Source organism: Massilia pinisoli, assembly GCF_024753285.1.
Lineage (GTDB): Bacteria > Pseudomonadota > Gammaproteobacteria > Burkholderiales > Burkholderiaceae_D > Telluria > Telluria pinisoli.
In genome coordinates this window covers 14,268-29,205 of sequence record NZ_JANUGW010000032.1, presented here as the reverse complement: position 1 = coordinate 29,205, position 14,938 = coordinate 14,268, and the positions used below count along the sequence as shown (strand labels likewise).

Annotated in this window: 12 protein-coding genes; 4 read left to right on the top strand and 8 right to left on the bottom strand. The window is 53.3% G+C overall.

Annotation, left to right across the window (positions count from 1 at the left end; all coding sequences use genetic code 11):
- Positions 1–277: 277 nt before the first annotated feature.
- The 3 genes from NX784_RS27460 to NX784_RS27450 form a co-directional block, all read right to left on the bottom strand.
- Positions 278–1,201: a site-specific integrase gene (locus NX784_RS27460; RefSeq protein ID WP_258819849.1), complete on the bottom strand. Its 924-nt coding sequence runs from the start codon at positions 1,199–1,201 to the stop codon at positions 278–280.
- Between the two features lie 386 nt (positions 1,202–1,587).
- Positions 1,588–2,742: a Fic family protein gene (locus tag NX784_RS27455; RefSeq protein WP_258819848.1), complete on the bottom strand. Its 1,155-nt coding sequence runs from the start codon at positions 2,740–2,742 to the stop codon at positions 1,588–1,590.
- Between the two features lie 390 nt (positions 2,743–3,132).
- Positions 3,133–3,876 carry a hypothetical protein gene (locus tag NX784_RS27450; RefSeq protein ID WP_258819847.1) on the bottom strand — a complete coding sequence of 248 codons (744 nt, stop codon included), beginning with the start codon at positions 3,874–3,876 and terminating at the stop codon, positions 3,133–3,135.
- A 397-nt stretch (positions 3,877–4,273) separates the two neighbouring features.
- On the opposite strand from NX784_RS27450, the gene NX784_RS27445 reads away from it, so the two are divergent.
- On the top strand, positions 4,274–4,891 hold the full coding sequence (locus NX784_RS27445; RefSeq protein WP_258819846.1) for a hypothetical protein: 618 nt from the start codon (positions 4,274–4,276) through the stop codon (positions 4,889–4,891).
- Between the two features lie 1,450 nt (positions 4,892–6,341).
- Here the strand turns inward: NX784_RS27445 and NX784_RS27440 are convergent.
- Positions 6,342–6,941, bottom strand: coding sequence for a recombinase family protein (locus NX784_RS27440; protein ID WP_258819872.1), 600 nt, complete (start codon positions 6,939–6,941; stop codon positions 6,342–6,344).
- 195 nt (positions 6,942–7,136) lie between these two features.
- Here NX784_RS27440 and NX784_RS27435 point away from each other — a divergent pair, with 195 nt between their 5' ends.
- Positions 7,137–7,787, top strand: coding sequence for a DUF4145 domain-containing protein (locus NX784_RS27435; RefSeq protein ID WP_258819845.1), 651 nt, complete (start codon positions 7,137–7,139; stop codon positions 7,785–7,787).
- A gap of 419 nt (positions 7,788–8,206) precedes the next feature.
- A complete protein-coding gene (locus NX784_RS27430) occupies positions 8,207–8,896 on the top strand; it encodes a PEP-CTERM sorting domain-containing protein (protein WP_258819844.1) in 690 nt (229 codons plus the stop codon).
- 1,384 nt (positions 8,897–10,280) lie between these two features.
- On the opposite strand, the gene NX784_RS27425 is transcribed toward NX784_RS27430, so the two are convergent.
- From NX784_RS27425 to NX784_RS27410, 4 genes are all read right to left on the bottom strand, one after another.
- On the bottom strand, positions 10,281–10,847 hold the full coding sequence (locus tag NX784_RS27425) for a hypothetical protein (RefSeq protein ID WP_258819843.1): 567 nt from the start codon (positions 10,845–10,847) through the stop codon (positions 10,281–10,283).
- A gap of 721 nt (positions 10,848–11,568) precedes the next feature.
- Positions 11,569–11,832: a helix-turn-helix transcriptional regulator gene (locus tag NX784_RS27420; RefSeq protein ID WP_258819842.1), complete on the bottom strand. Its 264-nt coding sequence runs from the start codon at positions 11,830–11,832 to the stop codon at positions 11,569–11,571.
- Between the two features lie 72 nt (positions 11,833–11,904).
- A complete protein-coding gene (locus NX784_RS27415) occupies positions 11,905–12,540 on the bottom strand; it encodes a hypothetical protein (protein ID WP_258819841.1) in 636 nt (211 codons plus the stop codon).
- Entirely contained in the window at positions 12,533–13,468 is a 936-nt protein-coding gene (locus tag NX784_RS27410; RefSeq protein ID WP_258819840.1) for a tyrosine-type recombinase/integrase, read from the bottom strand. The genes NX784_RS27415 and NX784_RS27410 overlap by 8 nt, the downstream gene beginning before the upstream one ends.
- Before the next feature lie 221 nt (positions 13,469–13,689).
- Between NX784_RS27410 and dusA the strand changes: the two genes are divergently transcribed.
- On the top strand, positions 13,690–14,694 hold the full coding sequence (gene dusA / locus NX784_RS27405; RefSeq protein WP_258819839.1) for a tRNA dihydrouridine(20/20a) synthase DusA: 1,005 nt from the start codon (positions 13,690–13,692) through the stop codon (positions 14,692–14,694).
- The last annotated feature ends 244 nt before the right edge of the window (positions 14,695–14,938 follow it).

Here is a 14,938-nt window from a genome sequence, read left to right as displayed (position 1 = left end):
CAGATCTTATCAGTATTTTCCCATTCCTTTAGCATCACATCGAAGCGTAAACTATTGTAGCGTGCCGGATCATCAATAGCAGCAATCTCTGCTTTTAACCTCCTAAGAATTTCCTCGAGGCCTGCAGCTTTTGCTGATGAAGATCTTGTAGCGGTTAATTGGAAAATTGACTTGCCTCGCCATAAACTTGTTGAAATTTTTTTTATAAAGTCCAATCACCCATTGATGTCTTAAGATAATGCTTCACAGTGCCCGTCTTGCACCGTAATTTTTCGTATCATGCGGTCGTATCCTTCGGAGGCGCGACTTCAGGCTGATCACGATGTAAATCCTTGGCCTTGATTTGGGTGTACCTAGCCAGCATTTTCCAGTCGCGGTGACCGGATACAAGGGCGACCTGCTCGATTGAATATCCTTGCTCAAACAGACGGGACACGCCTTCATGACGAAGGTCGTGAAACGTGAGGTCTTCAATGTTCAGTTTTTTGCAGGCGCGAGGGAAGATAGTGCTCACCGTTCCTTCAGTGATCGGAAAGATCCGCACACCATTCTGAGGCTGGCGCATGACGATTTTGAACGCCTCTCCGAGTAACGGCACTTCTTGGTCATTGCCGACCTTCTCTCTCGGGTGCTTGCGATCCCTGATTGTGATAGTTCGGTCGGCCTGGTTCAGGTCAGCCCACTTGAGATTGATAATCTCGCCCAGACGCATCGCTGTAGCGATCGCAAACTGGATCACATCCGGCATAGGGACGCGCTGCCGCGAGCCCTTCGCCGCAAAGTGCTGGCACAGCCGTTCGATTTCCTCTCGAGTAGGGCGTCGGGCGCGCTCCCGGGATTTTGTGGATATGCCGAGGTGTGCAAGCCGGGCTCGAGCATCTGACGCAGCGGCCTGGTCGACAGGCATTTTCCAGATGGCGCTTGCTGTCTTCAGGACGCCACCGATATAGGTGAGATCAATCCCGACCGTAACCCCACCAGCGCCGCCAGCGCGTCGCTCGTCCACATACTTGTTGAGGCGTTCGGCATTTAGGCTCGACAACGGAACCGTGCCGAGCGCTGCGGCCAGGTTCTTCAAGACTGCGGCCTTGTTCCTGCCGAATGGCCGGATAGCGCCGATCTCTTCGGTGTACCTGTCGATGAGATCCCCGAATGTAATAGAATTGAGGTTTCGACTGTCGCGGTACAGGCTCGCATCCATCTCCGCTTCGATCTTCCGAGCCCACTCCGAAGCTAAGGACTTCGTAGGAAAGGATCGGCTAATCGACTTATGCCCAACCCGCCGCACCTCTGCAACCCAACTTCCTTCCCGCTTCCTGATTGAGGCCATCCGCAGTTCTCCGCAATTTCTCCGTAGTGGTGTAGCAAAATACCACAAAAATCCGCAGAAAACAGCAAGAAATACGGAGGAATAGATGCCTGAAAAATGGGATAAAAATGAATGAAATCAGAAACTTATAAGTCAAGACGTCTCAGTGTGGCCCCCATGATGGACTGGACCGAGGAAGTCGGGTTTACAGAGTGATGAACTGGGCGGTTGTAGCAAATTTGTAGCAACAGGTTTTGCGAGTGCCGAGCAGCGGCCCGTCAACGGCCCTGTGCCGTCTTCCAAAGTGCGAATTCCGACGGTCGCAAGCCGTAGCGCGCGAGCACGCCCTCGTGGAGGCGCCTGAGCTCATCCACGATCAGCGCTTGCACGTTCTGCCGATCGGACTGTGGAACGTCGTGCTCCACGGCGTTGTGAATCAATGAGAGCGGGTCCACCGCCGCTTGGCGGACGACTTCCCGGATGGTTTGCCGGATGAGATCACGCCAGGCAAGGCGCAAAGGATCGGGTTCGGCAAGGTTCTGCTTGATGGCCAGGTATTCCTGGGTCGAGCGTTCGTAGGCCCACACGTAGAGATCACGCAGCAATTCCACGCGCGTCAATTCGTACACGCCGAGCGTCGCACGGCTGTAGGCCTGTTCAGGCACGTCGAGGAAGGTCAGCGGACACAGGTTGGCGCGGAACAGCGGCAGGTTGGCTGCCAGCCGCGACGTGCGCTTGTTGATGTCGGCGAACGGCTGCAGGTAGGGCAGGTGGACCATCATGAAGAACGACTGCTCGAAAGGGTCGCGGATGCGGTTCGCCTTGTCGAGTAGCATGTCCAGTGCATCGTCGATCTGCTGCGGAGTGGACAGCGGTCGGTAGACGCTTTTTCCAATGTCGACCGCGTGTTGCCGGACGCGGCCCTCGTCGGCCGGATTCGGCAACAGGTTTTCCGCCAGCGCGCTGTGCAGGTTCATCAGCGTGTAGCGGTTGAACTCGGCGGTGTCGACGTTCTCGACGAGTAGTTCGATCGCGGTCTTGTGGTTCAGGATCATCTGCGTCTCAATGGCTGCCTTGCCGCTCGCTGCCGTGCCGTGCTCGATGAGTTCGCGCGTGTCGAGGCGCGAGTAGGTGTTCCCTTCCAGGTGGCTCGACGCCCACGACAGGTCGATCAACAGGCGGTTCAGGATGGCGCGGCTGTATGTGCCGGCGGGCGCATCCACTTCCGCAGTTTCGCCCATCGTGCGCAACTGGCGACGCAACGACGCCGAAAGGTACCAGGTCTCGTTGGGGCGGTAGGCGTCCAGGAAATCACGCTGGTAACCGACGGGGCGTCGCAGCTCCAGCGGCTGGTCGATGTAGGCAAGGATGTCCTGACTGTCCGCAGAAAGGGGGATGAAGCTGGAAAATGTATCCGCGCGCGAACCTCGCACGTCAGTACTGCCACGCGGACCGGTGGCGAAATAACGGCGGGCTCGACCTTCTCCTACCGCGGTGACCTGGCGACTTGTGAGCAGTTGCGAAATCGCGCGTTGAGCCGTACGTCGGGCGATATGGGGATGTTGAGCGAGGAGCTCGCTTAGTGTTGGGCCAGTACTGGAAGCTTCAATACTTGTAAGCAATTCAGCAGTCGTCGACATGATCGATTGGCGCAGTTAGGCAAGAGATGGCGCCATTATGGCGCGGTTCGAAGAACTGCGCCAAGTTTTTGTCGGATTGATGGCGCGGTTTGGGCCGGGTTCGCTTGATACCTGACCCAACAGCGCTGCCAGCTCAACCAAGCGCCGGAAAATTACCGCCGAGCGGCGATATGCACGCGAGTATTAAAACAAGGTCGCATGCTCGCCATCCATCACTGGCGTCTTAAGAAGGGACCGTATTTGCCGGCCCGGCAGCGGCACGAAGTTCTCATCCATGCGTTGCTTCCTATCGAAGAGCGATGGCTGCGTTCTCGCCTGTTTATTCAGGTTGCGCATTCGTGCCCGTAGCGTTGGTAATGTGATTGCCAGATGATTCGCTAGCAGCGCCAGTTCGTTCCGAAAATTTGATAGGGCGACTATATATGCGAACGCCTGTGAGTACGTGCATGCAAGCGCGTTGTAGTTCTCGGCCTGCTCGCATGCTTCGTCCGGTCGGCTATCACCAAGACGCTCCGACAAGCGCAGACCTTCACCATCGTCAAAGTCAAGACGATCGGCGAAGTGAAGCTTCCAATCTGTCTGTCGTCGCAAACGCGAATAGACAAAGGAGAAGATGCGGTCTTCATCTTCTGACTGAAACAGATCAAGCTCTCGATTCAGGCGCTCTCGTAGGGTACATACGGCGATCCACACCTCGCCGTAGAGGTCTGTTGCCCTGGCACCTGAGCCCGTGGACCGGGCAATTCTTTCCAGGCGGTTCTTCGCTTTCAGAAGGAACTGTTGAAGTTCTCGATCCACGGAGTTTTTCGAGTTGGCCGATGAGTAATTATGACCCGTCGGCAACATCGTGCGATAGCCTGGATAGCAAATAATGAAATCGCTTCCGATTGGATGAGTGGCGCTCAGACCGCGGCGTGCATGGACCATGCTGCGTCGCATAGCTGCCCCGCTGACAAGCGCGCCATCAACGCGACTTCCACGATGAGCACTAGCTAGCGGTACGTGCTATGTCGGTATAAACTAGGGGGTTAAGTCAAAAGGCGAACGCTAGGAATCACGAATAATATGAAGTACCGCAAGCGAACATTAAGTTGTGCGCCCATGATGGACTGGACGGAAAAAGCAGCATCCATGCGGGTTTGGGCTGTACCGTGTGCAGATTGTGTGCACTGACGAGCCTTCAAGTTCAGACAGCACTGTCTGATTCGGTAGCGACGATTCCGGAAGAACGACGATAATTTCTATAAGCACAAAGGCTTGTGTTTGTGCTAACGTGTTGCTTGCTAGGGTGGCAATGTCTAGCATAACAACATGAGAGGGACTTATGACAGCGGAACTCGTCGTCGATCGTGAGAAGATTCGTTCTATGGTTGAGGACTTTTGGCGGTCTTTTCTTGTTACTGCCCAAGCCAACCCCGAGACGTCGACGGCGTCCATAAGCAAGTTCGACGATCAAATTTCTGCTCTAGCATCTATGATGCCTGCCGAGCAGTCGGAGGCTTTCTGCAGGGCAGTTGAAGAAGAGCGGGACGCGTTATTCCAAGAGTATAAGAACAGCCCGGACGCCCTTAAGACCCGACTTGGTTTGTTGTCGCCGCCGCCACAAGGTGGTGAAGCGATTAATGCATCCGACCACGAGGCCATTGTGAATGCGGCCAGGCGTGATTATGCTGACTTAAGGGTCATAGCAAGGGAGAAGGGCTCGATCCGAGAACTCGGCGCAAAGATCGATAACGAGCTTGCTCTGCGAATGCGATCCTACGTCGCAAACATGACTATGAAGGAATCTGCGGAGTTTACAAGGGTCTATAACGCCGAATACAACCGCCTTGTAAGGGACAGACTGACTGGAGGCCAAGGCCAAAGCGGCTGTGCTGTCGTAATTGCGGCAGGTATAGGGATGGCTGGGGCCGTTGCTTATGCCAGCCATTTCTTTATGTGAACTTGATGTTTCAGGGAAAGACGGGGGTTGAGAATGCCAGACCGTATTGATCGGGGAATGATCAGGTCAATGGTCGAAGACTTTTTCCGTTCCCACTTGACTACATCAGCCGTGAACCCCAGCTCAGCTAAAGAATCCGTCCAGAGATTTGGAGAGCGGGCGCAGGCGATGGCGTCGATTATGCCTGCGGCTCGGGCGGACGAGTTTTTGAGGGTGGTAGCTGAAGAGATGGAACTGGTAGATCGCGAGAACGCGCGCGATCCCGAACTACTCAAGATGAGACTTGGACTCAAAGTCCAACGGGACCATCAGACTGACCCTGTCCTTTTCGTTCCCTCGCGCCAAAGGCAAAGTTTGGGTGAGCTTGCAGTACGAACTGCAGTGCGAGCAACGGTATGGAAGTCTATCGGTGCAGCATTTCGACTCTTCCGCTGAGTTTGTCCTCACGATTGGACCGGCCGTCCACGATCTGCGTTCACATCATCGAGCACAGTAGCGCTTGAAAGCTGAAACGCTCCGAGCCGCTCAAGTCCAGTTCGCTGAAGCTATTGGAGAGCTATTTAGGAGGTCACGCCTAGACACGATAATGTTATAGACTCGGTCTCAGCTTGGGGCGAGGTCGCTTCACCAGCTGTCGAGTCTAACACCGCTCTCCGTTGAGTTAAGCCCGACGTTGTTTTTAAGGAAAGCAACTGAATGCGTACGTTGTATAGCCACACTTAGCATCCGCACGATTAGCAGTAACGGTCGTCTTAGAGAAGTTATGGAACCCTTCACGAATGCAAATATCTCGGACCATGTCAACGTCGCTTCTTCCATTATCCTGAGGGCATCCCTGCCAAGACATCGACGTTGGACACTGCTGACGGAATTCATCTACACAAAACTCCCGTGAACCCGGCACATACTCCGCCACAATATTTCCTGAACTGTTTCGAATTTGTTCGCGGGACTGTGACGCAAGTGGTCGAGGCGTTGCGACAGTGGGCCCGTCTTTATAGCCATCCGGACACTGACATTGGTCACAAGTCACAGCACAGCTCTTGTCACTACCGTCAGCGGCGACGAGCTGCTCACACCTTTGATACTTGGGAGTCCCCTTGCATCGGCAGTCATTGAGAGTGACGTGGCCACCTCCATGCACACACCTAACGAAACTCTCTTGATTCTGAGAATACGCGTAGGGGAACGATAATAATAGCGGTAAGAAAAAGCATAAGGAAAAATTTTTCATTTCACCCTCTGGACGTTAACGAAAAATTATGCCCGGACAACGGGCAACGATTTCTTAATTTCGCGTCTTATGCGCCAATTTCGTGGTGTAAATGCCACGAACATTAACGTATTTACGTTTAGGGTATACTGGTTTCGGCGAAAGAACAACTCGAGGTGATTTTTCTGATTCTATTAAACTCGGCAGTTGGGCAAAAATGATTGTCGGGGTGTCGGTTTATTTCTTTACTGTATTAAGGTAACGTTTGACTGTAGCAGGAGAGATTGCAAAGTGTTCGGCTGTCTCAGCGATGCTCTTACCATGTTCTGCACGCCATGCCTTCACCGTGGTTGGGTCCGTAGCCTTGGCTCTGCCTTTGTAACGCCCTTCAGCCCTCGCAATAGCGATACCACGAGCCTGCATCTCACGGCGGTTGATGTAATCCGCTTCGCCCTGAGCTGCCATGAAAGCAAGGATCGCATCGCGCGTGGCCTTCTTCATGGGGTCAGTGGCGGTCCCATCAAACTCCATTCGGTTTAGTGTACATACCACACGAACGCCCATGTTCATCAACTCGCGCATTACCCGGTGAAGTTCGTCGTAGCGTCGGCTGATCCTGTCGAGCCAACGTACATATAACACACCTCCGTCGGACAGCTTGTCCATCACACGCTTCCATTCGGGACGATCGTTTGGGGCAACATGGTAACCACTTACGCCCTCGTCAATGTGGACATGTTTTTCGTCCACCCCGTTAGTCCTCGCGTCTTCTTTTTGGCTTGCGCTTGTTTGTCCTTCGGTCGTGCTGATCCGTCCGTAATAACAGGCCTTAGTCATCTCTATTTCTTTTTGGCTCAATAGGATTGGTGGCTCAATAATAGGTGCTGGCTCATTTACAGTCAAGCTTAATGAGCCACCTTAATACCTCAGTTTGCTAGGTTTGCTGAGGTATACCCTAGTGAGCCATGTCGATTTACTTCCTGCCAGCACGCGACCGTGTTAATGTGGCAACAAGTCAACAAGGAGCCATTGATGAACGAAGTGTTTGCTCAACGCTTTCAAGAGCTAGAAATCAAACGTCAACATATTCCCTTCCGTTCCACACCGGGATTGTCTGGTTCTGATTACGTGCCAGACGGCGAATGGAGAGGATGGGCTACCAGCGCTCAGAGCCTCTTGCGTGCCGTCTTTGGCGAAACCAGTGAGCAGTACCTCAATTTTTCCGCGTCCTATCATGCGTGTAAGAGCACCGCATCTGCCGTTAAGACACTCTTCAACATCTTCCGAAGCGCGAAGGAGGACTTTGAAGGAGGCTACGTGTTCAACGTCGAGCTTCGCGTGTCAGGTGAAGTGTTTGGTGATTTCGTAGCACTTGCCCGGAAGTCTCTGGACGAAGGCCATAAGGACGTTGCTGCTGTTCTTGCCTGTGCGGCCTTGGAAGACACATTAAAGCGTTATGCCATCGCGAAGAAGCTTGAGGTCGAGGACAAAACGATGTCCGACATCATCAACGCTCTGAAATCAGCTGGGCACGTCGCTGGCGCTCAAAAGGCTATGCTTGATCGGATGCCGACGATTCGCAATTATGCCCTTCACGCAAACTGGGACAAGATCAGCGAACCGGACGTGGGGGGAGTGATCGGGTTTGTTGAACAGTTTCTGTTGACCAAGTTCAGCAGCTAAGCAATCACCTAGTTGCCTGGCCCAGCGGTCAATGGGGCGGGCCAGTCTACTCGCTTCGATCAGGGGGCAGTACAATTTTGTCTGCACTTCCAGGGAGTCTGACACCATCAGCTCACCTTCCTGCTTCCGCAGGTAGTAGCAAGTCCGGGTCCGTCCGAGGGGCCCGAAGAGATGCCCGAAAAATTTCCTCGATCGATTTCACGTTGCTGCTCGACTATTCGTATGAAATCATAGCCCCGCGTGTCAGCTTTGCTTGGGGCACGAAGCGGATTAATCATGTGCACGATTTCCACGGATGACATCAATTTGTCGGCAGTCCTTACACAACAACTAGATAATAGGGTTGCTTACCTAACAAGTGACTGTTTTGCCTGAGAATTTTCCAGTCGGCATGTTTTATGCTTGTTGAGGTGCAACGAATGCTGCGGCCGAGCAGCTTCCTCATCTATAACCGGGAGAATGCTATTAAACTTCGTGACCTCTTTCGCACGCTATCAGTCGCTTGCACTGTTGCCATAACAGCTCAGGCGAGTGCAACCCCTACTCTGTTGGTTGACGCCAACGGCATTCTGACCGGCGCAAAAAATGTCAACGTCGCGGGCAAGCGCTATGACGTCTCCTTTATGGATGGGTCATGTAACTCACTATTCGATCGCTGCGCGAATTCCGCATTTGCCTTCCATACCACTGCTGACGGTAGGGCTGCTGGTCAAGCTTTACTCGATCAGGTCTTCATCGATGGCTCCGCCGGAGCGTTCGATAGCGTTACAACCCACATTCGTGGTTGTACGGATGGGTTCCAGTGCGAAACATTGATCCCGATCTATCTCCCTCCTGGGCTCGATCAGGTCCAGACAGCGTATGTGAGAAACTTTACTGGTAGTTATATTGACGCGGTGGAAGACTACGTTTATATGGTTATAGATGTTGATACAACACCCGTGCGCGATGGATACAACGGCTTCGGCTACCCGCAGATTAACTGGGCGGTTTTTCGCCAGTCCGCAGATGGTGCCGCTGTTCCCGAGCCTAGTTCAGTAGCTTTAATCGGGGTGGCTATGGCTGGACTAGTCTTCTCTCGTCGCCGTAAGTCCAAAAACCGACGCTGATGAGAATGCCCCGGCCATCGGGAATCGATGGGTCAATCGGGGCGCTACTCTGTGTCGAGCATGACCAGCCAACTCTGCCGATAGTAGACAAGCTTACCTTGATCGTTCGCTATGCGTTCGTCACCCGTCAAGGTGAGCCTGTTATCGTTCAGCCAAAGAAGCGTCACGTCGTAGAGTTCACAAGCGGAATCGTAATCTCCCACAATTCGCGCTACTTTGGATGGCCTATGACGTCCTTGGTGCGTGACATCGGCAATTGTGAGTCGTCCACGGTAGACGCGCGCGTATCTGTCGTGCAGCTTGCGCTTTTCTAGCTCGACACCGCTCTGAAACATTTTTACCATCCTAACCCTCATGGTTGCCTCTCGGAAATGCTGTATGCATATACAGTATACCAAGTCGTCAAGTGCTAAGGTGCGGAACTTGCCCTAATGCCGCCCGAGACGCCGCCGAGAACGATAATTCGCATGCAAACCGACATTGTCGGTGACGAGAGCCGCATCCGAACATACTTCATCTACAACATCGATGAAATCCGTACCATGTGCGGTCCTATCGTATTCCCGTCGAAATTGTCCAGATCACGGAGCGGTATTTTCCCTATGAAGATCGCCCATGCTAGAGGGCTGTAGCTGCTGGAACGTGATGCTTCGCTCGCTCCGTCATGGCGAGGAAACAACCTGGAGTGAAGACCAATCTTCGTTTCACGGCCCGCAAACACTGCAATAATTCTGCAATGGGTAGCGTTGTGCTGCCTACAGCATGGGAGGCCAGAAATGGGGAAGGTAGACTTATCGACTTGTTTGACGGCGCTGGCGGCTTTGCCTGAAGCATTCGAGAAGTACCCGCGTGGTGCAATGTGGGTAGGCGGACTAATCGCACTAGGAATGGTCTGCTACACCATCGTCAGAGTTCACAATGGGCGGCCCTAGAGGTACTTGCGCGGGATCGTGCTCGCTTTGCGCTTTAATGCATAACTCGCGTTCGCCGCTGAAGGAGCAACAGATCGTCGTCGCTGACTTCTCCAGATTGAATCATTCGCGCTAGCATATGTGCCAATGTGCTGTTCTGATCAAATCGCACAGCTTTCAAAATCGCCATAGCGACGTTGTTTGGGCTCCAACGCTTGCCTACTAAGGTCTGAATATCTAACTCATTCAATCTGTCCGCTATTTGTGCGTTACTCCATCCGCGTTTGGCGCCAAGTATAAAGCATTGGATGAGCTTTCGGGCTCGACTAGGTTCTTTCGGGGCTTTGCACTTGGCTATGTAGTCTGCATACGGGTCGTACATACAATTTCTCTTTCATTCAATTCCCTCCTTTTGGGTTAATAATTATTTGCAAGTTACTGTTTCTATTGATAGTTTCAGTGCATGCTTCCTCCTATAGTGTTCGACTTGATGTGTAGATTTCCCCATAATCGGGTTTGGTGCGACGTTTGAACAGATAGGTAATCCATACCTTGGCGTCCAGGATTTTTTCGGGCTTGGATGGAGGTAAGCTCATGTATCGCTGGCCGCTGTGCATTGGGTCTTTAGGTTCGTTCAGATGCACGTAAGCGCCAACATCCTTGGCGTATCGGTACAGCCAGCCGTCCGTCGTCAAATTAAGTACTTGAGCGGGGTTCGCCACAGCGGCTTCACAGCAGAGAAAAACGTGCAAGTGATCGCCCTTCGGGCCTTCGTCTATCTCGCGGCAGGCACGATAGCTACACCTGATCCCCTTACGTCTGAGTCGTTGCATCAAATCTTTTAGCAATGCCTTGTTCGTTCTGTAGCCTTGATAGCCCATGTAAGCCGCAAGTTCTTTGTATGCACAGAAGACCAAGTGATAGAGGCGAGGGCTGCGATACTCCTTGCTGCATACATCAAGCCATTTCCATGCCTTTTTCGTAGCCGGTGGGTTGTGGTTTCCTCCGTTCCTCCTTGTGATTACTGTCTCGTACTTCAATCGTTCTCTCTTTCCTGTTGACGTGAGTAGTCAATCAATGATAAGCTTGTCTGTAGTTTAGAATGCCCTCATTGTTTGTCCTTACTACTATGTAACCAATGAAAATCCTAGGGGAATCAAGGATTTGCTTTGCTTGGAATGAGGGAGATTATTGCTCTGAATCGTCGAGCTGAAGCGGCTTTGCGCCAGTTTGATGAGTGAAGTATGGATTGTTTCTAACTTCACATAATCAAACTATAACATCGGGTTGGCATTCTGTCAATTTTCATAAACCGTTTTTGTTAAACAAATCGAAGAAATAATTAACATTCGCCAATTGCGCCAACTGAATGCTCTTCCGCTCTTTTGCCCGAATCGTTGAATTTCATCTTTTCAATGGTTTTTTGGGCTTGTCATAGCGTTTTCTCGCTTGAGGTCATCCGAAGTCGTTCATTCCAAACAAATCGATTCTAGCCCCCTTAGAACGCCTGGAAATGGCATTCCTATCGACGTTTGTCAGTGAAAGTTGTGCTCGGGCCTTAGCAAGGGTTCTATGGCCTGAAAATGACCCCGTGTCGTCCCTGGGAAATATCCAAGGTGCATAATTTTCTTTCAGCCCTGTGCACTGCCTCGTCCCCTGTAGGCTATTGCAAGCCGCGTTCATCAGCTTCTGCGCCGTGTCGTGCGGTTGTATAGGGCCGAGCCGTCAGTCCTTGCTGCTCCCTTAGTACGTTAGTTCCCATCACAAGGTTAAGAGTTGTGGGTCGAGAGCCGGACGTGGGCGGACCAAACTATCGATGTGTTTTCGGACTGCTGAGATAGGGTAGAAGTAATTGCGGCCAAGCAATATGTATTCAGGCCCTTTGCCCCTTTTGCGCCATGCATCGAGAGTCGATACTTTCACTCCTGCGAGCTTAGCCACACTTTGTTCGTCGAGGCAGTCAACGAGGCGGGCAAGGTCGGCAAGGTCAGCTATGTTCGGGCTGGTGTCTGGATCAATTTCCATTTAGTCCTCCTGTTTGTTGTGAGGACTCCATTATGAGGAGTGATCAAACAGCAGCCCCGGCTACTTGCGAATTCAGTTTGGTTTGAACTTTTTCACAATAGTTTGGATTGTCGTGGCGCTTACTCCATACTCGGCCGCCAAGGCCTTCACGACGCCGTAGGACTCGTCGTTTTCCTTGGCATACCAGTAGCGTTTTGCGATGCTTCTCCGCTTGTCGTCATCGAGATCGGGTTTGCGGTTTTGTGAAGCGCGTACGCTCTGTGCCTTACCAAGTGAAGCCTGTGCCTTCTGCGCAGCGAGGGCAGGTGCTGTCCGGTGAAGTGTTTCCGCTTCCTCAAGCAGCACCATGATCCGTTCGCGCTTTGCGATGTATCTGGCTGTCTCAGCACGTGCTGCGGCTTTTGAGGGGTTAAGAGCCAGGGGGAAGCGCCACACGCGATTGCGTGGCCTCTCCTTTTCTATTTCTTCTACCAACTTCTTCATTTCGTCGTAGAGTGGACGAGCTTCCTCCGACAGTTGAGGTTCGATCTTGCGAAGCACCATGTCCATGTGCATTACGAACGTTTTGGGAGTATCAAGCAAGGCTGCTGCGAACGTCGTTTTTCTTCCTGCCAGAAAGGAGTGGGAAAAGTCGTTCTTTAGCCCGAAGCCATCACGAATCCGTTTGCTGATGTCAACAGCGTCTGCTTGCTTCGCTCGCTTAGTCATGCGTAGGGGCCTTCAGTCCGCTATTCGTCAGCGCAGCGATCGCTGCGTGAACGTCTTCCGCTTTGGTGTGCGTGTACCTTTTCAGTTGTGTCCATGTTTTGTGACCAGTGAGCAGGGCAGTCTGTGGAATTGTTAACCCCTTCCGGAATAGGTCGCTCGTCGCCTTGTGTCGAAGGTCATGGAAATGGAGGTCAACGATCTTTAGCTTTGTACACGCGCGCGTGAATGCTGTGCTAACGCTTCCTGCTTGGTAGGGAAAGATGCGGCCAGCTTCTCGTGTGGCGAGTATCGGTTCGACAAGCTTCCAGGCATCAGGGAGCAGGGGAACTCTCTGATCGTTGCCCGCCTTTCTGCGTGGGTCCTTGCGGTCACGGATAATGACAGTACGTTTCTCCCGGTCCACGTCTTCCACCAGTATCGAGCAAATCTCATCTTGTCGCATCGCGGTTTCCAAAGCGAACGCACAGAGCGTTGCCATCGGGATTTTCTGGCGTTTGTTGTCTCGCCAATATGCAAACAGCTTTTCAAGCTCTGTCGGCGTTGGCTCGCGTTCCCGCTCATTGCTGCGAGTGTTCACTTTACGGGCTGTAAGGTCACGCCGCGCGTCGCGCGCGAGGTCAGCGGGTACATCCAGCTTGCGCGAGTGCTTCCCCCATTTCAGGATCGCACCGAAGAATGATAGGTCGGCCGCAATCGTCACCCCTCCAGCGCCAGCCTTGAGTCTCTTGTCGATGAAGTCTCGTAGGTGGATACTGTTTAGACGCTTCAACGGGATGCTGCCGAGTTCACGCCTCAGCATGGCATGGGTCGCCTGTTTAGTCCGCCCACCCATGTTACACTCTTGCCCGTAGGCGTCGATTAGGTTGCCGACGCTATAGCCTTCGGGGACTGGCTGATAGCCACTCGCGACTATGTGTTCTGCTTGCACTTCAATCTGCTGTGCCCATGCCTGAGCGTCACGTTTCAGGGTGAACGTCTCTCCTCGATACATTCCACCCCTTCGGACTTGCGCCCGCCATTTCCCGCTAGGAAGTTTCGTAATCGTAGCCATCGTGTGCAAATTTTGTGCGTCAAGTTATGTACCGATTATGCTCCAGTTAAATCCTGCTGTGTGCACTTCGTGTGCACTCAGAGCTGCACATATGAAAAATGAGCGACAATAATACCAATAGAAACAAGAGGTTACTTAGTGTTGCCCCGATGATGGATTGGACGGACCGCCATTGCCGCGTCTTCCACCGCCAGATCACGAAGCACACGTGGTTATATACAGAAATGGTGACGACGGGCGCCCTGGTCTATGGCGACGTCGAGCGCCACCTGCGTTATGACGACGTCGAGCATCCGATCGCGCTGCAGTTGGGCGGCAGCGACCCGGCCGACCTCGCGAAGAGCGCCCGCCTAGGCGAGCAGTGGGGCTACGACGAGGTCAACCTGAATTGCGGTTGCCCGTCCGAGCGCGTGCAGAAGGGCGCGTTCGGCGCGTGCCTGATGCAGGAGCCGCAGCTCGTCGCCGATTGCGTCAAGGCGATGCGCGACGCCGTCAGCATCGATGTGACCGTCAAGCACCGCATCGGCATCGACCACAACGAGGAATACGGGTTCGTCCGCGATTTCATCGGCACCATCGCCGATGCCGGCTGCCGGACGTTCATCGTGCATGCGCGGAATGCGGTGTTGAAAGGGCTGTCGCCGAAGGAAAACCGCGAGATCCCGCCGCTGCGCTACGAAGTCGCATATCAATTGAAGCGCGAATTTCCCGAACTCGAGATCATCATCAACGGCGGCATCAAGACGGACGACGACATCGCCACGCACCTGCAGCACGTGGACGGCGTCATGATCGGCCGCGAGGCCTATCACAACCCGTATTCGATGGCGGGGTGGGACGCCCGTTTCTACGGCGACGCGACGCCGGTGAAGTCGCGCGAGCAGGTGCTGGAGGCGATGATTCCGTATATCCGCGCCGAACTCGACCGCTACGGCCCGCTGGGCCTGCGCCTGAACAGCATCACGCGCCACATGCTGGGCCTGATGGCCGGCCTGCCGGGGGCGCGCGGGTATCGCCAGATGCTGTCCGACGCGCGCCGCCTCGCCGAAGGCAACCCCGAACTCCTCCTCGAAGCCGCAGGCCGCCTCCGCTTGGCCGCCTGAGCCGTTCCTTTCCTACCCCGGCCGCATGATGCGGCCGGGGTGTTCAAAATCCGCTACAGAAAATGATGCAATTGTGAAATCATTTGCATCGTCTTGCTTGCCGAAAAGCAAGAACACGTCGATAATGCGGGTTCTTCTCCTTGCACGACATTCAATCCTGTTGTTGTGGTGAAACATAATTACAGTAGTGCATGTTTTCTGTCTGAAAATTCGTCGTTTTGATTTATCCTGACGGAAATACGCA